Consider the following 19,545-nt stretch of genomic DNA (forward strand, 5'->3'; position numbering starts at 1 on the left):
GTGCGCGCGGCCTAGCCCCGCTCCGCCAAGAGATGCCGCGCGGTGATCACCCGCATGATCTCGTTCGTGCCTTCGAGGATCTGATGAACCCGCAGATCGCGCACGATCTTCTCCACCCCGTAATCGGCCAGATAGCCGTAACCGCCATGCAGTTGCAGGCATTGATCGGCGATGCGGCTTCCCGCCTCGGTCACGAATTTCTTCGCCATCGCGCAATGCTTGGAGGCATCCGCCGCACCATGATCCAGCTTCCACGCCGCCTGCCGCAGGAACACGCGCGCCGCCTGAAGCTCGATCTCCATATCGGCAAGCCGGAACTGCAACGCCTGAAACTGGTCGATCGGCTGCCCGAAGGCCGTCCGTTCGCCCATATAGGCCAGCGTGGCCTCCAGCGCCGCCTGCGCCGCGCCAAGCGAACAGGCCGCGATGTTCAGCCGGCCCCCGTCCAGCCCCGCCATCGCATAGCTGAAACCCTTGCCCTCTTCTCCCAGCAGGTTCTCGGCCGGCACGGCGCAATCGTCCAGCTGCACCTGCCGCGTAGGCTGCGACCGCCAGCCCATTTTCTCCTCCAGCCCGCCGAAGCTCAGCCCCGGCGCCCCGTCCTCCACGATGATGGAGGATATGCCCCGCGGCCCGCCCTCGCCGGTCCGGCACATGACGATATAGGCATCCGCATAGCCCCCGCCCGAGATGAACGCCTTGGTGCCGGTCAGCCGGTAGCCGTCATTGGTCCGTTCCGCGCGGGTCTTCAGGGCCGCCGCGTCCGAGCCGCTGCCGGGTTCGGTCAGGCAATAGGCAAGAAAGCTCTCCATCGCGATGGCCCTGGGCAGAAACCGGGCCTTCAGGTCGGGGCTGCCGAATTTTTCCACCATCGCGGCGCACATGTTGTGGATCGACAGAAACGCCGCGACCGAGGGGCAGGCCATCGACAGCGCCTCGAACACCAGCGTCGCATCCAGTCGGGACAGGCCCGATCCGCCGTTCTCCTCCGAGACGTAAAGCCCGCCGAACCCGAGTTCGGCCAGCTTCGGCCAAAGCTCTTTCGGGATCATGCCGTCGCTCTCCCAGGCCTGGGCATGGGGCGCGATATGCTCGGATCCGAACCCGCGCGCCATCTCGAAAATCGCCTCCTGCTCCTCCGTCAGTGCGAAGTCCATCGGCTCCCTCCCTCGATGAATTGAACGATTGTTTAATTAGCGATTGTTGCAGAACTATTGCAAGCCCTCACAGGTCGGCATGATACTCCTCGATCAAATGCCGCACCACGTCGCGCATCGCCTCGTCATGATCCCGTTCGGCGACCCGCGCGCCGTCATAGACGCCGCGCTGACGCTCCGAACTGGTGCCGTCGCGCAGGATGTTCCGCGCCCCCTCGACCTCGGCCAGACAGCCAAGCGCCTCGGCGTCCTCCTGCACCAGCTCGATGATCTCGTCGAGCAATTCGGTCATCGGCACCAGCGCGCGCCGCCCGAAATCGATCAGCCCGTCACCCACCCCGTAGCGTTGCGCGCGCCACCGGTTCTCGCCCACCAGAAACCGGTCATACAGCCGCCAGCGCTGGTTTTTCTGCCGCAGCCGCGTCAGCATCCGCGCAAGGCTCTGGATCAGCGCCGCCACCGAAATCGTGTGTTCCAGCCGCGGCATCACATCGCAAATCCGGGTCTCCAGCGTCGGGAACTGGTGCGAAGGGCGCAGATCCCACCAGATCTTCGAGGAATCCTCCACCAGCCCCAGTTCGATGATCGCATCCACCGACCGGCGATAATCCGACCAGCTGTCGAAATGCGGCGGCAGCCCGGTGCGCGGCAGATTGTCGAAAATCGTAAGCCGGTAGCTGGCAAGCCCCGTATCCTGCCCCTGCCAGTAGGGCGACGAGGTCGACAGCGCCAGAAGATGCGGCAGGAAATAGCTCAACTGCCCCATCAGGTCGTTGCGCAGATCGTTGTCATCCAGCCCCACATGCACATGCATCCCGCAGATCAGCATCCGCCGGGCCACACCGGCCAGATCCCTCTCAAGCGTGTTGTAGCGCTCCTTGTCCGTATGGGTCTGATGCTTCCAGTCCGCGAACGGGTGGCAGGACACCGCGATCGGCGCCATGTCGAAGGTGGCGGCCTGTTTCGCCACGCAGGCGCGGAGCCGCTTCAGATCCTCCCGCGCCTCTGCGATATTCGCGCAGACCTTGGTGCCGATCTCGATCTGGCAGGCCAGGAATTCCGGGCTGACCTGGCCTTCAAGCTCGGCCTTGCATGCCTCCATCAGGGCCTCGGGCGCCTCGACCAGATCAAGGGACTGGCTGTCGACCAGCAGGTATTCTTCCTCGATGCCCATGGAAAAGGGCGGCATGGATGGCGCCATCGCGGTCTCCTTTTGCCCCAGCAAAGCGATCCGCGAGCGAATTGCCAAGAGAAAACCGCGATTTGGTCGCCCGCGGGCCCGGCCCGCGCGGCCCCGCGCTACAGCAGCCGGACCTGCGCGCCGATCGGCGTCAGCTCGAACAGCTCGGCGATATGTTCGTTGAACAGCCCGATGCAGCCCGAAGACGACCGCCGCCCGATCTTGCGCGTGTCATGAGTGCCATGGATCAGATAGGCCGGCCATGTCAGGTACATCGCATGGGTGCCAAGCGGGTTGTCCGGCCCCGGTGGCATATAGGCGGGCAGCGACGGGTCGCGTTCCCGCATGGATTGCGTCGGCGTCCAGTCCGGGTCCACACGCTTGCGCACGATCTCGGAATAGCCGCGCCGCGTCAGCTCGTCGGTCAGCGGCACGGAGGACGGGTAAAGCCGGTAATCGCTGCCATCGGCGCTCCAGTAATGCAGCGCGCGGGACTGGATATCGGCGACGATGGTGGCCCGGCCAAGGCTGTCGAAATGGTCCTGCCAGCGCTGCACCCGGAACGATGACAGGTTGCGCCTTGTGCCGGCGCCGGCCCGCACGTTCGGGGCAGGGGCCTCAGCCATGGCCAGCATCGGGGTGGCCAGCACCGCCGCGCCGCTCAACAGCGTGCTCCGCCGTGTGATCCGTGATCCGCTCATCGGTTTCTCCCTCATTCTTTTGCCTTTTGCAGGTATGTGGTGTCCGCGACGCGCGCGGACAACGGCGCGCGGGGCACCTCACGCAATTGTCAGACCGTGGATGCAGGGTAAGGCATTCCTCCATTGCCCGGCCGGGCCCGATCCGGCAGGCTTCCCTTACGTCAAGTTATTTCATGAAGTCATTTTACAAAGGATCGGAGCCACCCCATGCCAGACCCGACCCGTGTCGCCATTGCCGTGATCCACGGCATGGGCAGTCAGGGCGACAAGCCCCAGGGCCCCAACGATATCAGCTTTTCCGCCGGGCTTTACCGCGCGCTTCGCAACTACATGGCGCCGGAGGAATGGAACGGCCGTGTCGCCTGGCGGGAGGTTTTCTGGGCCGACATCCTGCAGGAGCGGCAGGAAGATTACGTGCTGAAGGCCCTGAAGGGCAAGGCGCGCTGGCTCAAGACCCGCCGTTTCGTGATGCACAACCTCACCGACGCCGCCGCCTATCGCAAGGTGTCCGACAACGAGACGGATGTCTATCAGCGCGTTCAGGCCCGCGTCACCGACGCAATCGACAATCTGCAGGCGGTGGCCGGGCCGGACACGCCGCTTCTGGTCCTCGCCCATTCGCTTGGCGGGCATATCGTCTCCAACTACATCTACGACCGGCAGAAGGCGATGCGGCTCGATGCGCCGTGGGTGCAGGCACTGACACCGTTCCAGCGGCTGGAAACCATGGCCGGGTTCGTCACCTTCGGCTGCAACATCCCGATCTTCACCTTCGCCTACCCCCCCGATGAGGTCTGGCCGATCAATTATCCCGGCATCCGCATCCCGCAGCCGCGGCGGATCTCTCCGTGGTGGCAGAACTTCAACGACAAGGACGATGTGCTGGGCATGCCGCTCGCCCCCGCCGGCACCAGATATCAGGACATGGCCGATGCCGGGGATCTGAGCGATCGCTGGATCAACGCGGGCAGCCCGCTCACCTCCTGGACCCCGGCCTCCCATAACGGCTACTGGACCGACAGGCATTTCTACCGCCCGGTCGCGGCGATGATCCGCAAGGCGCTGAAAATCGGTCCCGTCACCTGAACACGGTGGAGACCCGGCCCGGTCGGCTTTCATCCCGGGTCCCGCTGCCCGCCGGCCCATGCGAAAGGCGCGCGGCCAATCGGACCGCGCGCCGTGATGCCCCTCGGACGGGGCAAATCCGAACGACCTGCGCGCGGGCCTCAGCCCGGCGCCGTCATTCCATCACCGGGATCGAGAACTCGCCGCCTTCCTTGATGCCCGACGGCCAGCGCGCCGTCACCGTCTTGGTCCGCGTGTAGAACCGGAACGCATCCGGCCCGTGCTGGTTCAGATCGCCGAAACCCGATTTCTTCCAGCCGCCGAAGGTATGATAGGCCAGCGGCACCGGGATCGGCACGTTGATCCCGACCATCCCGATATTGATCCGGTTGGCGAAATCCCGCGCCGTGTCGCCGTCGCGGGTGAAGATCGCGGTGCCGTTGCCGTATTCATGATCCATCGCGTAGCCGATGGCCTCCTCATAGGTCTTGGCCCGGACGGTGGACAGGACAGGGCCGAAGATCTCGGTCTTGTAGATGTCCATATCCGTCGTCACCCGGTCGAACAGATGCGCGCCGACGAAAAAGCCGTTCTCGTAGCCCTGCAACGAGAAATCGCGCCCGTCGACCAGCAGCTCCGCCCCCTGATCGATCCCGGTCTGCACCAGCCGCAGGATGTTCTCCTTGGCCGCCGCGGTCACCACGGGGCCGAAATCCACATCGTCGCCCGAGGTATAGGGCCCGATCTTCAGCGCCTCGACCTTGGGCACCAGCTTCTCCATCAACCGGTCCGCGGTCTCCTCGCCCACCGGGACCGCGACGCTGATCGCCATGCAGCGTTCGCCCGCCGCGCCATAGCCCGCACCCACCAGCGCATCCGCCGCCTGATCCAGATCGGCGTCGGGCATGATGATCATGTGGTTCTTGGCGCCGCCGAAACACTGCACGCGCTTGCCGTTGGCGCAGCCGCGGGAATAGATGTATTCCGCGATCGGCGTCGATCCGACGAAGCCCACACCGGCAATCACCGGGTTGTCCAGGATCGCATCCACGCTTTCCTTGTCGCCGTTGATCACCTGCAACACGCCATCGGGCAACCCGGCCTCTTTCAGCAGTTCCGCCAGCATCAGCGGCACCGAGGGGTCACGCTCCGACGGCTTCAGGATGAAGGCGTTGCCGCAGACCAGCGCGGGCGCCATCTTCCACATCGGGATCATTGCCGGAAAGTTGAACGGCGTGATGCCGGCCGCCACGCCAAGGGGCTGGCGCAGCGAATACATGTCGATCCCGGGCCCGGCGCTGTCGGTGAACTCGCCCTTCAGGTGATGCGGCGCGCCGATGCAGAACTCCACCACTTCCAGCCCGCGCTGCACATCGCCCTTGGCGTCGGGGAAGGTCTTGCCGTGCTCGCGGCTCAGCGCCTCGGCCAGCTTGTCGATGTCGCGGTTGATCAACTGCACGAAGGCCATCATCACCCGGGCGCGTTTCTGCGGGTTCATCGCGGCCCATGCCGGCTGCGCGGCGGCGGCATCGGCCACGGCTGCGTCCAGCTCCTCCTTGGAGGCCAGCGGCACGCGCGCCTGCACCTCGCCGGTGGCCGGGTTCATCACATCGGCAAATCGCCCCGATGTGCCCTTGACATGTTGGCCGTTGATCCAGTGGCTCAGCTCTTCCATCGCCGGTGTCCTCCCATATGCGGTTCGGCGCAAACCCTAGCCTTGCAATGCTGCGCGGAAAAGGGGCAGGTTCTCAAAAGCGTTTTGCGAAAATGCAAGGATGACCCCGATGACCAACTGGGATGACCTGCGTATCTTCCTGTCCGTCGCGCGCGGCCAGAGCCTGACTGCGGCGGGCAAATCCCTGCGGATGGATCCCGCGACCGTGGGCCGCCGCATCGCAAGGCTGGAAAGCCGGATCGGGGCCGATCTGTTCCTGAAATCGCCGCAAGGCTACGCGCTGAGCGAGGCGGGCGCCCGCCTGATGCCCGCCGCCGAAGAGGCGGAGGCGGCGCTGTCCGCGGGCGTCGGCGATCTGACCGGGGGCGGCGAAACGCTTTCCGGCAGCATCCGGATCGGCGCGCCCGATGGCTGCGCCAACTATCTCCTGCCGCAGGTCTGCGCCGCGATCTGCGACCTTAACCCGGGGCTGGAGGTCCAGATCCTGGCCTTGCCGCGCGTCGTCGATCTCAGCCGGCGGGAGGCGGATCTCGCCATCGCCGTCTCGCGGCCCCGCACCGCGCGGCTCCGCGCCGAAAAGCTCAGCGCCTATCGCCTGTCGCTCGCCGCGTCCGACGCATGGCTCGCCCGGAACGGGGCCCCGCAAAGCCGGGCCGATCTGCAGGGCGCGCGGATGATCGGCTATATCCCCGACATGATTTTCGACGCCGAACTGGACTATCTGGCCGAACTGGGGCTCAGCCATGTGCCGCTGACCTCCAATTCCGTTTCGGTCCAGCTCAACTGGGCGCGCGCGGGCGCGGGGCTGGCCGTGGTCCATGATTTCGCGCTGCCTGCGGCGCCGGGTCTGCGCCGGGTGCTGCCGGGGCAGATCGCCCTGCATCGCAATTTCTGGCTGATCCGCCATGCGCAGGCGCTTCGCGACCGCCGGTTGCAGCGATTTGCCGGGCTTCTGGCCGATGGCATCCGCGCGGAAATCATCCGGCTGGAAACCGCCGTCACCCGGGCCGAGACCGGCGCGGCGCAGAACACATCTTCTTGACAGTAAAGGGCGATCCGGTGGACGCTGCTCTCAAGGGACGCATCATTCCAGACATCCAGACAAAAGGAGGCGCCCATGCTTGTTCAGCAGATCCTCAAAAGCAAACCCACCCAGGGTGTGGACACGATCAAGCCCGGCAGCACCGTCGCGCAGGTGGCCGAAGCCCTGTCGAAGAAGCGGATCGGTGCGCTGGTCGTCTCCGCGGATGGAAAGGCTGTGGCCGGGATCGTGTCGGAACGCGATATCGTCCGCGAACTGGGCGCGCGCGGGCCCTCCTGCATGGCCGAAACCGTGGACAGTCTGATGACGAAGGACATCATTTCCTGCACCGGGGAGGAGACCTCCGATGCGGTGCTCGCCAAGATGACACAGGGCCGGTTTCGCCACATGCCGGTGATGGACGGGGCCGACATGGTGGGGCTGATCTCCATCGGCGATGTGGTCAAGGCGCAGCTCTCCAAACTGGCGATGGAGAAAGAGGCGCTGGAAAGCATGATCAAGGGGTTCTGAGACGGCGGCAGGCCGGTCGCCGCAGGCGCGCCCGCTCAGGGGCGGCGCGCGGCATCCGCCTGTGCCTCTCTTTGTGCGCGCGGGATGCCGGGCAGGCCCCGCCGGCAACACGGCCCGGGCGTCCGGTGCATCCGGGGCTGGACAAGGCCGCGCAATGATGTTGCGTTGGCGAGGCTGAGACTTGGAAGGGACGGCTGGCGATGCGTGTGGGGCTTTATCCGGGCACTTTTGACCCGATCACCTTGGGTCATATCGACATCATCAGGCGGGCCTGCACGCTGGTCGACCGGCTGGTCATCGGTGTGGCGATCAACCGCGACAAGGGGCCGCTGTTCACGCTGGAGGAGCGTGTGGAGATGGTGGAGGCGGAATGCGCGCGTCTGGCGGAGGCGACCGGATGCGAGATCGTGGTCCATCCGTTCGAGAATCTGCTGATCGACTGCGCCAAGGATGTCGGCGCCGGCGTGATCATCCGCGGCCTGCGCGCGGTGGCCGATTTCGAGTATGAATTCCAGATGGTCGGCATGAACCGCAAGCTGGACAGCAAGATCACCACCGTGTTCCTGATGGCCGAGGCCGACCGGCAGGCCATCGCCTCCAAACTGGTCAAGGAGATCGCGCGGCTTGGCGGCGATGTGTCCCATTTCGTTCCGCCTGCGGTGCATCAGGCCCTTCTCGGCAAGTTCCCGCACTAGGCGCTTTTCCTTTCGGGCCGCGCGCAGTAGGGTCCGCCGCGACTGTTGCAGAAGGAGCGCCCGATGGCCGAGATCAAAGACCCCGAAAACACCATTCTGATGGAGCTGGAAGCCGGCACCGTCGTCATCGAGTTGATGCCCGATGTGGCCCCCAAACATACCGAACGGATGAAGGAACTGGCCCGCGACGGCGCCTATGACGGCGTGGTGTTCCACCGGGTGATCGAAGGGTTCATGGCCCAGACCGGCGATGTGGCCAACGGCAAGGAAGGCGGCAATCTGCGCGCCGCCGGCACCGGCGGCTCCGACAAGCCCGATCTGCCCGCCGAATTCTCCAAGCTGCCCCATGATCGCGGCACCCTCGGCGCGGCGCGCTCGCAGAACCCGAACTCGGCCAACAGCCAGTTCTTCATCAACTTCTCCGACAATCACTTCCTGAACGGGCAATACACGGTCTATGGCCGCGTGATCGAGGGGATGGAACATGTGGATGCGATCACCCGTGGCGAGCCGCCCGCGAACCCCGACAAGATGATCTCCGTCAAGGTGGCCGCCGATGCGTAGGCTGGCCGCCGCGCTCTGCCTGCTGAGCGGCCCGGCGCTTCTGTCTCTCGCCGCGCCCGCCGCCGCGACCGGGCTGGAGATCGACCTTGCGGGCGAGGCGGAGGGCACCATCGTCATCGACCTCTTCGAAGAGGTGGCCCCCGCCCATGTGGAGCGGATCGTGACCCTGGCCGCCGAAGGCGCCTATGACGACGTGGTGTTTCACCGGGTGATCGACGGGTTCATGGCGCAGACGGGCGATGTGGAATTCGGTCGCATGGGCATGGATATGCGCTATGCCGGGCGCGGCGGCTCCGAGCTTGCGGATCTGCCCGCCGAGTTTTCCGAGCTGCCCTTCGAGCGGGGCGTGATCGGCATGGCCCGCGCCGCCGACCCCGACAGCGCCAATAGCCAGTTCTTCATCATGTTCGCGCCCACCCCGCAACTGAACGGCGACTATACCGTGATCGGTGAAGTGGTCGGCGGCATGGATGTGGTCGATGCGATCAAGCGGGGCGAGGGGCGCAATGGCGCCGTCATCGGGCAGCCCGACCGGATGGTTGCCCTGCGCGTGCTGGAGGAAGACCCCGAGCCCGTCGCCCCGGCGGAGTGACCGATCAGGAAAACGCACATCCGCGTGAGCGGGGCTAGGCGGCCCGGCGGCGCTCTGGCAGGGTAGGGTTGCCCTGTGGAAGGAGCCCCGGTCCAGATGCGCCTTGCCCCGCTCGTCGTGCCGCTCGTCGCGGTCTTCATCGCCGCCTTCGGCCAGCCGGCCCCGGCGCAGCAGCCCGGGTTGGCCGCCGAATGGCCGAATACCGATTTCGGCACCGCCTCAGTAGATCTTGATGAGATCCGCGCCGGCGGGCCGGGGCGCGACGGCATTCCGGCCCTCGACGATCCCGCGTTCATTCCGGCCGCCGGGGAAACCCGCATCGCCGCGCGCGAGCCGGTCATCACACTGGAATTCGACGGGGCCGCGCCGCGCGCCTATCCGATCCGCTACCTGACCTGGCATGAGATCGTGAACGACACGGTCGCGGGCATTCCCGTGGCGGTCACCTTCTGCCCCTTGTGCAACTCCGCCATGACCTTCGACCGCCGCGTCGACGGGCGGACGCTCAGCTTCGGGGTCTCGGGCAATCTGCGCCATTCCGACATGGTGATGTATGACCGCGAAACCGAAAGCTGGTGGCAACAGGCGGTGGGCGAGGGGATCGTGGGCACGATGACAGGGGCCAAGCTCACCGAATTGCCAAGCTGGATGGAAAGCTTCGCCGCGTTCCGCGCCCGCAATCCCGACGGTCTGGTGATGGACGAACCGGACTGGCGCCGCCCCTATGGCCGCAATCCCTATGTCGGTTATGACAGTCTGGCCCAACCCTTCCTCTATGATGGCCAGATGCCGCCCCATGGCATCGAACCGCTGGCCCGCGTGGTCCGCGTGGGCGACCGGGCCTGGCCGCTGACCCGGCTGGCCGACCTGGGCGAGATCACCGAAGCGGGCGTGACGATCTCATGGGCGGCGGGCAAGGCCTCCGCGCTCGACACCGTGGATATCGCGACCGGCCGCGATGTGGGCATGATCCGGGTGCGCGATGCCGCCGGCGCGGACCTGCCCCATGACGTGCTCTTCGCCTTCGCCTATCATGCGTTCTGGCCCGATGGCGACTGGATGCTGGGCAACTGACACCTTGACCTCCGCGGCTCCGCCCCATAGCAGGCGGCCATGGCCCGCGCACCGCTTTTGCAACTCAACGATATCTCGCTGACCTTCGGCGGCGACCCGGTTTTCCCGGGTCTCGATCTGGTCGTGCAGGAGGGTGATCGCGTCGCGCTCGTCGGGCGCAACGGTTCGGGAAAATCGACGCTTCTCAAGGTGATGGCGGGGCTTGTTGAAGCCGATAGCGGCACCCGAACCCTGCCGCCCGGCATCCATACCGGCTATATGGAGCAGGACCCGGATTTCGCGGGCTTCGCCACCTTGGGCGATTACGCGCTCAGCGATCTGGGCCCCGATCAGACTTGGCGGGTGGAGGCCGCCGCCGAGGGGCTGAAACTCCGGCTCGATGCCGATGTCGACAAGGCCTCCGGCGGTGAGCGGCGCCGCGCGGCCCTCGCCAAGCTGCTGGCCGAAGCGCCCGAACTGATGCTGCTGGATGAGCCCACCAACCATCTCGATATCGAGGCGATCCGCTGGCTGGAGGCCGAACTGGGGCAGACCCGCGCCGCCTTCGTGCTGATCTCCCATGACCGCGCGTTTCTGACCGCGCTCACCCGCGCCACGCTCTGGATCGACCGGGGCAAGGTGCGGCGGCAGGAAAAGGGCTTCGCCGATTTCGAGGCCTGGCGCGACAGGACATGGGAAGAGGAAGATCTCGTCCGCCACAAGCTTGACCGCAAGATCAAGGCGGAGGGGCGCTGGGCCGTGGAAGGCATCTCCGCCCGGCGCAAGCGCAATATGGGCCGGGTGCGCGCGCTGGCCGATCTGCGGGCCGAGCGGGCCAATATGATCCGCCGTCAGGGCGCGGCGGGCATGGTGCTGGACGCGGGCCAGAAATCCGGCAAGCGGGTCATCGAAGCGAAAGGCATTTCAAAGAGCTACGGGGGGAAGCTCATCCTGAAACCTTTCGATTTCCGGGTCCTGCGCGGGGATCGGGTGGGCTTTGTGGGCCCCAATGGCGCGGGCAAGACGACGCTGGTCAACATGTTGACCGGGCAGCTTGCGCCCGACACCGGCAGCGTCACCCTCGGCACCGGACTCTCGATGGCCGTCTTCGACCAGACGCGCAGCGCGCTCGACCCGGACGCCACGCTCTGGGACAGTCTCACCAACGATCCGCTGATGGGGGTCAGCGGCCGCTCCGATCAGGTGATGGTGCGCGGACAGCCGCGCCATGTGGTTGGCTATCTCAAGGAATTCCTGTTCGACGATGCGCAGGCGCGCGCGCCGATCCGGTCGCTTTCGGGCGGGGAAAAGGCGCGCCTGCTTCTGGCCCGGATCATGGCGCGTGAATCCAATCTTCTGGTGCTGGACGAGCCCACCAACGATCTCGACGTGGAAACCCTCGATCTGTTGCAGGATATCCTTGGCGATTATCCCGGCACCGTGCTGCTGGTCAGCCATGACCGGGATTTCCTTGACCGGGTGGTCGGCACCACCGTCGCGATGGAAGGCGACGGGCAGGCCACGGTCTATGCCGGCGGCTGGAGCGATTATCAGGCGCAGCGGGGCGCGCAGGCGGGCGCCACCGCCGCCGCCCCGAAACCCGCCCGGTCCGCCGCCGCGCCGAAACCCGCGCCTGCGCCCAGATCGTCGCGTCTCTCCTTCACCGAGGCGCACCGCCTGAAGGATCTGCCGGCGGTCATCGCCCGTCTGGAGGCCGAGATCGCCAAGCTTGAATCCCTCCTGACCGATGCGGAGCTTTTCACCCGCGAGCCGGTGAAGTTCCGCAAGGCGACCGAAGCGCTTGCCGCCCGTCAGACCGCCCTGGCCGAGGCGGAGGAGGAATGGCTGCTTCTGGCGGAAAAGGCTGAAGGCTAGGGCAGGACCGCGGCCTCGAATTGATATACCATTGTTCTACCCCCTTGCCCCGAATTGCGTCAGGGCGACGCCCGCGGCCATCACCACAATCCCCGCGGCCCGCATCGGCGAGAGGCTCGCCACCTGCGCCCCGAACAGCCCGAAATGGTCGATCGCGGCCGCCGAGATCAATTGCCCCAGAAGCACGAAAAACACCGCGTTTCCAACGCCGAACGTCGGCGCGACCCAGGTGATCGACAGCACGTAGAACGCCACCAGCAACCCCGCCAGAAACAGATGCCGGGGCTGATCCGGCAGATCGGCCAGCGCGCCGGTCCCGCCGCTGAGCACCATCGTCACCGCCGTCGCCGCAAAGGCCACGATGAACAGGATCAGCGCCGCCGCGGCGGGCGAGCCGATATTCGCACCCAACCGCGCATTCAGCGCCGCCAAAAGCGGAATGCCGATCCCGGCGGCCAGCATGATCAATGCCTGATGTGTCATTTCAAGATCCTGATAAATATGGGGGAATCACGAACATATCCCGCGCAGTTCCACCCCGTCCCATGGGAGATAAACCTGCATCCCGTCGACGCGGGATTGCAAGGGCTGAACCGGCATCACCTCTTGCAGCAGGTGCAACAGCCGCTCCGTCCGCGCGCCGCCAGGGTCCAGCGTGCGGCAGCAGACATATTCCTCCACAAGGCTCGCCTGCTGCTCGTAGCCATAGTCCAGAAACCCGAATTCGCTATCTCCGTCAAAGAGATAGGGGTCTTCCGTCCGCAGATGCTCGGCGAAGGCGCGGGCCGGGTGATAGCCGGTAATATCGCGGTTCTGCCATTGCCAGATATGGGTCATTTCATGGGCGAAGAACATCGCCGCGACCAGATTCATGCCGCCATCGGCGGTGCGCACATAATCGGGTATCGCGTAATCCCGGCGCACATGCAGCCGGTTGAACAGCACGATCCCCGCGGTCTGCCCGACCAGAAACTCCCCCTCCGGCTCGGGAAAAATCCTTTCCCGGCAAGTGGTTCGGGGCCGGACCGGGAAAACCTGTCTGCGCAGCCCCACCAACGGATTCTCGATGATCCTGACCTGGCTCACATCCAGCTGGTTGCCCTGCAGCGTGCCCATGAAGGCCCGCTCCGCCTCTGTCAGCGGGCGGCCGCAGGCGGCAAGGCTCAGGAAAAGCAAACAGATCATCAGGCGCATGAACGCCACGATAGGGCAAGCCATCCGGGCTTGGAAATGCCGTTGACGAAAAATCCCGCCCGCGCAGAGGATTATCCGATTGCCGGTCGGGTTTGACGCCGATCAATGCGGCATGTGATCAATCGGTCATCCTGTCCGTGTCATCAGCCGAGGAGCCCATCGATGCGCATCACCATGCTGACCTTCGCAGCCCTTGCCACCGCCCATGCCGGCGCCCTTGTCTCCGCCCCGCCCGCTCTGGCGCAGGATGCCGCCGCCGGGCGGGAGCATTTCGTCACCTACTGCGCCGCCTGCCACGGGATGGAGGGCCGGGGTGATGGCCGCATGGCGGAGTTGCTGACCGTTCTGCCGCCCGATCTGACGCAGCTAAGAGCCGGAAATGACGGGGTTTTCCCCACCTACCGCGTGGCGCGCCAGATCGACGGGCGCGATCCTTTGCTGGCCCATGGGGGCGAGATGCCGCTTTTCGGAAGCTTCTTTCAGGAGGCCGGCGCCGATGTCGCGATTGCCGATGCCACGGGCCAGCCGATCATGACAACGCAACCGATTGCCGAATTGGTGACGTATTTGCAGGAGATACAGGAATGAGGCTGGCCCAGGGCGGGGCCGGTCGCGTATCCCGGCCCGGACAAGGGCCGCAGACGGAGTAAGACATGGCGGTGAAAGCACTGATTTTGACTGGAGCCCTGCTCCTTGGCGTGCCGGCGCTGGCGCAGGATGTCCAGCGCGGCGAACGGCTCTATTTCCAGCATTGCGCCGTCTGCCACGGCGAGATCGCGCAAGGCGGCGGTCCGATGGCCGAGGTGCTGATGGTGCCGCCCCCCGATCTCACCCGCATCGCCGAGCGTCGCGACGGTGTGTTCCCCGTCATCCAGATCGCCCGGCTGATCGACGGGCGGGACCCGATCCTGACCCATGGCGGCGACATGCCGATCTTCGGCTTCGTCTTCGGGGAGTTCAACGTGGTCCTGCGCGAACGCGGCGGAGGCACGCTCTTGACCAGCCGCGAGGTGGTGGATCTGGTTGGGTGGTTGGAAACGGTGCAGGTGGAGTAGCGCCCCTTAGCCCGAACCTGCATTGAAGCGCCAACCCGCCCGGAAACAAGGCGAAGCCGCCGGGCGAGCGCCTGCTCGGTGAGGGGGTTTGGTGGGCATAGAGCCTGTAGACCAGATGGTGGGACCTGAACTCACAGGAAGGCGCTACGAGTCCCAAAACTCCTTCGTCAGTTCGCCGGACTGATGATAAACGCGCACTTGCCGAAACACAGCTTCGGCGTCAGGATTTTCTTCGGCCAAGCGGTTCGCGGCAGTCCAATCAACTTCTGGTCTTTCCCTTGCTTGAATTGAGATCGAACTTTCGCTTTCAGCGTTTGTAGCAAGAATAATAACACCGACTCCATGCTGACTTGAGAGCATTCTGAGTTCTTCCAAGGTGCCCCGCCCGGAAACTTCCGCAGCGACTAAGTAAGACATATTTGCCCAAGCGGAATTGCTAAGCGCTTGAAAGAAAACCTCTCGCAAATTTGCCCTGTTTACGAGTTTCTTCACTTCAAATGACCAAAGCCTCGAGTTTGGGTCCGATCTAGCCTGAACAAGCGTTCTTACCGTATCGCCCCACTTTTCGCTCAATACTTCGAAGCCTATCAGGTCTGGGTGCAGCCACTGATTGCCCTTGGGGCCCTGACGGTTGCGCGATTTTCGTTCGTCAATCCGCTTTGCCAAGACGCCATGTTCTGATGCGAGGTAGCGCGCAAGCAACGGATAAAGGTCATTCTCAGAAATTGCGCCGGAAACAGGCCCATCTGGCTCATTTTCGACCGCATCAATCTCTTCTTCCTCGGAAAGATCGGTGAAGTAATAGCGACGCGGACTATCTTCTGTCATTCTGAGGTTCGGGTGGCGCTCAATACGCTCTCGATGAGATCCGATTTCACTTTGAACTTGCGCTCTAAGCTCCTCGAAGCCTCCTTCACGAATAGACTTATTCCTGCTTTTCTCTCGTTTGCGCTGGGCCCAATCGCCGTTTCGCTCGACCATCGCTCTTGACAACTGATTGGCGGTCAGCCGACTGCCGTTTTCAGATCGCAGCGTTTCCAAAATTAGGTCCAGAGTCGTTTTAGTCATCAAACATCCAACTCCTCCACGAACCGCGCGTTCTCCTGGATGTACTGGAACCGCAGTTCCGGCTTCTTGCCCATCAGCCGCTCCACCAGATCGCCGGTTTCGCCCGGTTCATCCTCGTCGATGGACACGCGGATCAGCTTGCGGGTCTCCACATTCATCGTGGTGTCCTTCAGGTCTTTCGCGTCCATCTCCCCCAGACCCTTGAAGCGGGAGACGTCGATCTTGCCCTTGCCGCCCAGACCCTTGGCCAGCCATTCATCGCGCTCCGCCTCGTCCAGGCAATAGACCCGGCGCGCGCCCTGGGTCAGCCGGAAAAGCGGCGGGCAGGCGAGATACAGATGCCCCGCATCGATCATCGGGCGCATCTGGGTGAAGAAAAACGTCATCAGCAGGGAGGCGATATGCGCCCCGTCCACATCCGCGTCGGTCATGATGATGATCTTGTCGTAGCGCAGATCGTCCAGGTTGAACCGCGTGCCCATTCCAACGCCAAGCGCCTGACACAAATCGGAAATCTCGGCGTTCTGGGACATCTTGGAGGAGGCCGCGCCAAGCACGTTCAGGATTTTCCCGCGCAGCGGCAGCAGGGCCTGGGTCTTGCGATCCCGCGCCATCTTGGCCGAACCGCCGGCGGAGTCCCCCTCGACGATGAACAGCTCCGTGCCCTCGCGGGCCTGTTGCGAGCAATCCACCAGCTTGCCGGGCAGGCGCAGCTTCTTCGTGGCCGATTTTCGCGCGGTTTCCTTCTCCTGCCGCCGGCGCAGCCGTTCCTCCGCCCGCAGGATCAGGAAATCGAGAATCGCGCCCGCCGATTTGGTATCGGCCGCAAGCCAGTTGTCGAAATGGTCCCGCACCGCGCCTTCGATCATCCGCGCCGCCTCGGTGGTGGCCAGACGGTCCTTGGTCTGGCCCACGAATTCGGGCTCCCGGATGAAGCAGGAGACCAGCGCGCAGCCCCCGGTGATCAGGTCGTCGCGGGTGATTTGCGCAGCCTTGCGGTTGCCGGCCAGCTCGCCATAGGCGCGGATGCCCTTCAGGATCGCGGCCCAGAACCCCTGTTCATGGGTGCCGCCTTCGGGCGTGGGTACGGTGTTGCAATAGCTCTGGATGAACCCGTCCCGCGATGGCGTCCAGTTGATCGCCCATTCCACGCTGCCGGGTTCGCCGAAGCGCTCCTGAAACGCGACCTTGCCCGCAAAGGGCCGCTCCGCATAGGTGGAGGCGCCGCCGAGCGTCTCACCCAGATAATCCGACAGGCCGCCGGGGAAGTGGAACACCGCCTCCGCCGGGGTCTCGCCATCGTCGATCGCGGTTTTCCAGCGGATCTCGACGCCCGAGAACAGATAGGCCTTGGAGCGCACCATCTTCATCATCCGGGCGGGTTTGAACCGGTGCTGGCCGAAAATCTGGTCATCCGCATGGAAGGTGATGGACGTGCCGCGCCGGTTCGGCGCGCTGCCTGCCGCGGCCACCGGGCCCTGCGGGAGACCGCGGGAAAACTCCTGCACGAACAGCTCGCGATTGCGCGCGACCTCCACCCGCAGGTGATCCGACAGGGCGTTGACCACCGAAACGCCCACGCCATGCAACCCGCCCGAGGTCTGATAGGCCTTGCCGGAGAACTTGCCGCCCGCATGCAGCGTGCACAGGATCACCTCCAGCGCTGATTTGTCGGGGAATTTCGGGTGTGGATCGACGGGGATGCCACGTCCGTTGTCGCGGATCGTGACGGAGTAATCGGCGTTCAGCTCCACCTCGATCCGGGTGGCGTGGCCGGCCACCGCCTCGTCCATGGAATTGTCGAGCACCTCGGCCACCAGATGGTGCAGCGCGCGCTCATCGGTGCCGCCGATATACATGCCCGGGCGTTTGCGCACGGGCTCCAGACCTTCCAGCACCTCGATGGAGGAGGCATCATAGGCATTGGGATCGGGCGCGCCGGAAAGAAGGTCGTCAGCCATGCATCTGCTCTATCTTGTGTTTGTTGCGCCGTATTAGAGCAGGTTTGGGGGCAGGGGGGAAGTGTCTCCCGCCGCCTCAGCTACAGGCGACCACCAGCGAACTGGGCTCGGTCTCGCGCCGGGCAAAGAATTCCGAGGCGCGGGGCGAACTGCCGTCGATATCGGAGACGGTGCGGATCGACTGGCGGTTGTTGCAGGCGGTGCGCGCATCCGCGATGCAGTCGCCCGGCACCGAACACCACAGCGCAAGTCCCTGGCTGCCATCGGTCAGCGTGACAGGCACGCCGTTGATCACCGGCGCGGGCGCGGGGTTGGAGGGCACGGGCGTGTAGGTGGTCGATGTGCGGATCGGTCCGGTCTGATACGTGATGCAACCCGAAAGCGCGATCAGGCTGGTCAACAGAATGGGTCGGATCATGACTGCTCCCTCCGGTCATTTTCACCAGAATGACAGCGCGCGGGGCAGATGCAAGCCCCCCGCCGCCCGTCGGCCGGTTCCTGCCCGGATTTCAGAAGGACAGAAGGCCCGCGTTATACGCCTCCCCGTTGATCTGGACCGGGCCGCCATTCAGGGTTTCGGCCTCGATATGGACGGGCGGGTGGCCGAGGTCGCTGGCAAGCTGGTTGGCGGGCGAATTGGGCAGAAGGTTGACCCGCACACCGCCGCCCGGATTGTCGAAACTGACCCCGCCGCTCGGGTCGTAATGGCCGTCGGCGCGCAGATATCCGCCCACCGGCCCGATCGACGCCCCGGCCTCCACCCGCACATCGACACTGCCGTCCCCTTGCACCAGAACATGGGCCGAGAAACCGGGCACCGCCACCGAGAAACCGGAATTCAGACCCGGGATCAGGATGCCGTATTCGGGCAGATCCTCCTCGCAGCGATAGCTGGTCGGGTAGGGGCGGCCTTCGGTGCAGGCGATTTGGGCGGAGCTGTTTTCGATCTCGCAGGTCACCGACATCAGCCCGCCGATGATCGAGCGGGGGCAGATCTCCTGACAGCGGAAATTGACGTCGCACTGGGTCTGCAGGGCGCGGGAATAGCCGGGCGCGGCCCCGGGCAGCATGGGCAGGGTTTCCAGCAGGGCCAGACCGTTGGGCTCAAGCAGATGGGCACGCGCCAGCGCCGCGGCGGCCCCGTCCGCATCGCCCGCGGCCGCCATCGACCGGGCAAGGTTGGTCCAGTAAAGCGGTTCCTCCGGGGCGAGTTCGGTGGCGCGGGCGCCATGCTCCACCGCCGCGTCATGCAGCCCCAGCCGCCGGGCGGCATTGCCCAGATTGTTCAGAATCGCGGGCTCGTCCGGCTGCAAGCCGTTCGCCGCGACCAGCGCGTCATGGGCGGCCTGCAGCATCGTCTCGGGCCAGGCGTCGGGGGCATCGGCATAAACCTCCATCGCCAGCGCGCCGAAATTGCTCAGGCTCGCGGCACTTGCCTCGGGCCGTTGGGCCGCGACGCCGAAGAACCATGCGGCCCGGTCGAACTGCCGGCGCGGGTAAAGCAGATGGCCGATCGTGTCCGCGCTCACCCCGTCCGGCAGGCCGATGAGCATCTGGGTGAAGCTTTCGGCCTCCCCCTCGGGGAAGCCCGCGGCCAGCACCGCCATGGTCGCGGGGATGTCCGCCCCGCCTGCGGGCGCGGGGCCGCTGCTCTCCTCCGGCGCGGGTGCTGCGGCTTCGGGCGGGGCTGTGTCGGCCGCCTCCTCGGGCGGGGTTGTCTCGGGCGCCGGTGCCGTCGGGACGGGCCGCGGGGTGTCGTCATTCTTGCCACCCCCGGCGGCGGGCGGCGCAGGCGCGGGTTGCGGCGGCTCAGGTTGCGGGGCCGGGGCGGGCAGCGGGACGGGTGCGGGGGCCGGGCCGTCCTTCGGGTGCGCCGTACCGGCCGCGGGCTCGGTCGGTGGCGGCGCGGGCTGCGGTGCGGGCCGTGGCGCCAGCGGGCCGGTGCCACCGGCGACATTCTTGCCCTCGTCGGGATTGCTCAGCAGGGTCTGGGCGCTCAGATCGCCCGCCAGCGCGCCGCCGATCACGGCGCAAAGCCCCAGAATGGACAGGCGCATCGACAGGATACGAACCGAATCCCGCACCCCCTGGCTGACAGAATGGGTCATGCCGGTCCCCCCTCAGACGGTCATGCTCGGCCGGAAACACGCGGCCGATT

At 65.4% G+C, this 19,545-nt stretch carries 20 protein-coding genes; 10 read left to right on the forward strand and 10 right to left on the reverse strand.

The features are described 5' to 3' along the window. Positions 1-11 precede the first annotated feature (11 nt). From ACQ651_RS04190 to ACQ651_RS04200, 3 genes are all read right to left on the reverse strand, one after another. Positions 12-1,157 carry an acyl-CoA dehydrogenase family protein gene (locus tag ACQ651_RS04190; protein WP_430448460.1) on the reverse strand — a complete coding sequence of 382 codons (1,146 nt, stop codon included), beginning with the start codon at positions 1,155-1,157 and terminating at the stop codon, positions 12-14. A gap of 67 nt (positions 1,158-1,224) precedes the next feature. Further along, complete coding sequence (locus ACQ651_RS04195; protein WP_227285465.1) at positions 1,225-2,358, reverse strand: carboxylate-amine ligase; 1,134 nt, start codon at positions 2,356-2,358, stop codon at positions 1,225-1,227. Between the two features lie 98 nt (positions 2,359-2,456). Further along, a complete protein-coding gene (locus ACQ651_RS04200) occupies positions 2,457-3,038 on the reverse strand; it encodes a L,D-transpeptidase (protein ID WP_227285466.1) in 582 nt (193 codons plus the stop codon). 207 nt (positions 3,039-3,245) lie between these two features. Here ACQ651_RS04200 and ACQ651_RS04205 point away from each other — a divergent pair, with 207 nt between their 5' ends. Then, on the forward strand, positions 3,246-4,124 hold the full coding sequence (locus ACQ651_RS04205; RefSeq protein WP_430448462.1) for a hypothetical protein: 879 nt from the start codon (positions 3,246-3,248) through the stop codon (positions 4,122-4,124). A gap of 154 nt (positions 4,125-4,278) precedes the next feature. Here the strand turns inward: ACQ651_RS04205 and ACQ651_RS04210 are convergent, their stop codons facing one another. Beyond that, entirely contained in the window at positions 4,279-5,778 is a 1,500-nt protein-coding gene (locus tag ACQ651_RS04210) for a CoA-acylating methylmalonate-semialdehyde dehydrogenase (protein ID WP_430448464.1), read from the reverse strand. A gap of 109 nt (positions 5,779-5,887) precedes the next feature. Between ACQ651_RS04210 and ACQ651_RS04215 the strand changes: the two genes are divergently transcribed. From ACQ651_RS04215 to ACQ651_RS04245, 7 genes are all read left to right on the forward strand, one after another. After that, positions 5,888-6,820, forward strand: coding sequence for a LysR family transcriptional regulator (locus tag ACQ651_RS04215; protein ID WP_430448465.1), 933 nt, complete (start codon positions 5,888-5,890; stop codon positions 6,818-6,820). 75 nt (positions 6,821-6,895) lie between these two features. Next, positions 6,896-7,330 (forward strand): CBS domain-containing protein, encoded by a 435-nt coding sequence (locus tag ACQ651_RS04220; protein ID WP_227285470.1) that lies wholly within the window; start codon positions 6,896-6,898, stop codon positions 7,328-7,330. A gap of 200 nt (positions 7,331-7,530) precedes the next feature. After that, on the forward strand, positions 7,531-8,025 hold the full coding sequence (gene coaD, locus ACQ651_RS04225; RefSeq protein WP_121898094.1) for a pantetheine-phosphate adenylyltransferase: 495 nt from the start codon (positions 7,531-7,533) through the stop codon (positions 8,023-8,025). 63 nt (positions 8,026-8,088) lie between these two features. Further along, positions 8,089-8,589, forward strand: coding sequence for a peptidylprolyl isomerase (locus ACQ651_RS04230; RefSeq protein ID WP_375552646.1), 501 nt, complete (start codon positions 8,089-8,091; stop codon positions 8,587-8,589). Beyond that, positions 8,582-9,181 carry a peptidylprolyl isomerase gene (locus ACQ651_RS04235; protein WP_227285472.1) on the forward strand — a complete coding sequence of 200 codons (600 nt, stop codon included), beginning with the start codon at positions 8,582-8,584 and terminating at the stop codon, positions 9,179-9,181. Before ACQ651_RS04230 ends, ACQ651_RS04235 begins: the two co-directional genes overlap by 8 nt. Before the next feature lie 96 nt (positions 9,182-9,277). After that, on the forward strand, positions 9,278-10,255 hold the full coding sequence (locus tag ACQ651_RS04240) for a DUF3179 domain-containing protein (RefSeq protein WP_430448467.1): 978 nt from the start codon (positions 9,278-9,280) through the stop codon (positions 10,253-10,255). Positions 10,256-10,294: 39 nt separating this feature from the next. Then, positions 10,295-12,109, forward strand: a complete 1,815-nt coding sequence (locus ACQ651_RS04245) for an ABC-F family ATP-binding cassette domain-containing protein (RefSeq protein ID WP_430448469.1) — start codon at positions 10,295-10,297, stop codon at positions 12,107-12,109. Between the two features lie 36 nt (positions 12,110-12,145). On the opposite strand, the gene ACQ651_RS04250 is transcribed toward ACQ651_RS04245, so the two are convergent. Together ACQ651_RS04250 and ACQ651_RS04255 are read right to left on the reverse strand one after the other, a co-directional pair. Next, positions 12,146-12,592, reverse strand: coding sequence for a DMT family transporter (locus tag ACQ651_RS04250; RefSeq protein WP_121898089.1), 447 nt, complete (start codon positions 12,590-12,592; stop codon positions 12,146-12,148). A 27-nt stretch (positions 12,593-12,619) separates the two neighbouring features. Further along, positions 12,620-13,303 carry a hypothetical protein gene (locus ACQ651_RS04255; RefSeq protein ID WP_430448470.1) on the reverse strand — a complete coding sequence of 228 codons (684 nt, stop codon included), beginning with the start codon at positions 13,301-13,303 and terminating at the stop codon, positions 12,620-12,622. Between the two features lie 162 nt (positions 13,304-13,465). Here ACQ651_RS04255 and ACQ651_RS04260 point away from each other — a divergent pair, with 162 nt between their 5' ends. Together ACQ651_RS04260 and ACQ651_RS04265 are read left to right on the forward strand one after the other, a co-directional pair. Then, a complete protein-coding gene (locus ACQ651_RS04260; RefSeq protein ID WP_430448471.1) occupies positions 13,466-13,891 on the forward strand; it encodes a c-type cytochrome in 426 nt (141 codons plus the stop codon). 65 nt (positions 13,892-13,956) lie between these two features. Beyond that, entirely contained in the window at positions 13,957-14,358 is a 402-nt protein-coding gene (locus tag ACQ651_RS04265) for a c-type cytochrome (RefSeq protein WP_430448473.1), read from the forward strand. 144 nt (positions 14,359-14,502) lie between these two features. Here the strand turns inward: ACQ651_RS04265 and ACQ651_RS04270 are convergent, their stop codons facing one another. The 4 genes from ACQ651_RS04270 to ACQ651_RS04285 form a co-directional block, all read right to left on the reverse strand. Next, the gene (locus tag ACQ651_RS04270; RefSeq protein WP_430448475.1) at positions 14,503-15,426 is read right to left on the reverse strand and encodes an HrgA protein; all 924 of its coding nucleotides are present in this window, start codon (positions 15,424-15,426) and stop codon (positions 14,503-14,505) included. Further along, complete coding sequence (parE, locus tag ACQ651_RS04275; protein WP_227285479.1) at positions 15,426-17,387, reverse strand: DNA topoisomerase IV subunit B; 1,962 nt, start codon at positions 17,385-17,387, stop codon at positions 15,426-15,428. Before parE ends, ACQ651_RS04270 begins: the two co-directional genes overlap by 1 nt. A gap of 76 nt (positions 17,388-17,463) precedes the next feature. After that, positions 17,464-17,805: a hypothetical protein gene (locus ACQ651_RS04280; RefSeq protein ID WP_121898083.1), complete on the reverse strand. Its 342-nt coding sequence runs from the start codon at positions 17,803-17,805 to the stop codon at positions 17,464-17,466. A gap of 91 nt (positions 17,806-17,896) precedes the next feature. Further along, complete coding sequence (locus ACQ651_RS04285) at positions 17,897-19,495, reverse strand: hypothetical protein (protein ID WP_430448476.1); 1,599 nt, start codon at positions 19,493-19,495, stop codon at positions 17,897-17,899. Between the last annotated feature and the right edge of the window lie 50 nt (positions 19,496-19,545).

It is taken from the genome of Rhodophyticola sp. (assembly GCF_965284195.1).
In the GTDB taxonomy this organism is placed as follows: Bacteria; Pseudomonadota; Alphaproteobacteria; order Rhodobacterales; family Rhodobacteraceae; genus Rhodophyticola.

What these genes read in the sequence shown, in the direction of transcription:
- ACQ651_RS04190 (WP_430448460.1), bottom strand. Translation starts at nt 1,157, where the DNA reads ATGGACTTCGCACTGACGGAGGAGCAGGAGGCGATTTTCGAGATGGCG.
- ACQ651_RS04285 (WP_430448476.1), bottom strand. Translation starts at nt 19,495, where the DNA reads ATGACCCATTCTGTCAGCCAGGGGGTGCGGGATTCGGTTCGTATCCTG.
- ACQ651_RS04200 (WP_227285466.1), bottom strand. Translation starts at nt 3,038, where the DNA reads ATGAGCGGATCACGGATCACACGGCGGAGCACGCTGTTGAGCGGCGCG.
- ACQ651_RS04235 (WP_227285472.1), top strand. Translation starts at nt 8,582, where the DNA reads ATGCGTAGGCTGGCCGCCGCGCTCTGCCTGCTGAGCGGCCCGGCGCTT.
- ACQ651_RS04210 (WP_430448464.1), bottom strand. Translation starts at nt 5,778, where the DNA reads ATGGAAGAGCTGAGCCACTGGATCAACGGCCAACATGTCAAGGGCACA.
- ACQ651_RS04195 (WP_227285465.1), bottom strand. Translation starts at nt 2,358, where the DNA reads ATGGCGCCATCCATGCCGCCCTTTTCCATGGGCATCGAGGAAGAATAC.
- ACQ651_RS04205 (WP_430448462.1), top strand. Translation starts at nt 3,246, where the DNA reads ATGCCAGACCCGACCCGTGTCGCCATTGCCGTGATCCACGGCATGGGC.
- ACQ651_RS04215 (WP_430448465.1), top strand. Translation starts at nt 5,888, where the DNA reads ATGACCAACTGGGATGACCTGCGTATCTTCCTGTCCGTCGCGCGCGGC.
- ACQ651_RS04255 (WP_430448470.1), bottom strand. Translation starts at nt 13,303, where the DNA reads ATGCGCCTGATGATCTGTTTGCTTTTCCTGAGCCTTGCCGCCTGCGGC.
- ACQ651_RS04265 (WP_430448473.1), top strand. Translation starts at nt 13,957, where the DNA reads ATGGCGGTGAAAGCACTGATTTTGACTGGAGCCCTGCTCCTTGGCGTG.
- coaD (WP_121898094.1), top strand. Translation starts at nt 7,531, where the DNA reads ATGCGTGTGGGGCTTTATCCGGGCACTTTTGACCCGATCACCTTGGGT.
- ACQ651_RS04240 (WP_430448467.1), top strand. Translation starts at nt 9,278, where the DNA reads ATGCGCCTTGCCCCGCTCGTCGTGCCGCTCGTCGCGGTCTTCATCGCC.
- ACQ651_RS04280 (WP_121898083.1), bottom strand. Translation starts at nt 17,805, where the DNA reads ATGATCCGACCCATTCTGTTGACCAGCCTGATCGCGCTTTCGGGTTGC.
- ACQ651_RS04245 (WP_430448469.1), top strand. Translation starts at nt 10,295, where the DNA reads ATGGCCCGCGCACCGCTTTTGCAACTCAACGATATCTCGCTGACCTTC.
- ACQ651_RS04220 (WP_227285470.1), top strand. Translation starts at nt 6,896, where the DNA reads ATGCTTGTTCAGCAGATCCTCAAAAGCAAACCCACCCAGGGTGTGGAC.
- ACQ651_RS04250 (WP_121898089.1), bottom strand. Translation starts at nt 12,592, where the DNA reads ATGACACATCAGGCATTGATCATGCTGGCCGCCGGGATCGGCATTCCG.
- ACQ651_RS04230 (WP_375552646.1), top strand. Translation starts at nt 8,089, where the DNA reads ATGGCCGAGATCAAAGACCCCGAAAACACCATTCTGATGGAGCTGGAA.
- ACQ651_RS04270 (WP_430448475.1), bottom strand. Translation starts at nt 15,426, where the DNA reads ATGACTAAAACGACTCTGGACCTAATTTTGGAAACGCTGCGATCTGAA.
- parE (WP_227285479.1), bottom strand. Translation starts at nt 17,387, where the DNA reads ATGGCTGACGACCTTCTTTCCGGCGCGCCCGATCCCAATGCCTATGAT.
- ACQ651_RS04260 (WP_430448471.1), top strand. Translation starts at nt 13,466, where the DNA reads ATGCGCATCACCATGCTGACCTTCGCAGCCCTTGCCACCGCCCATGCC.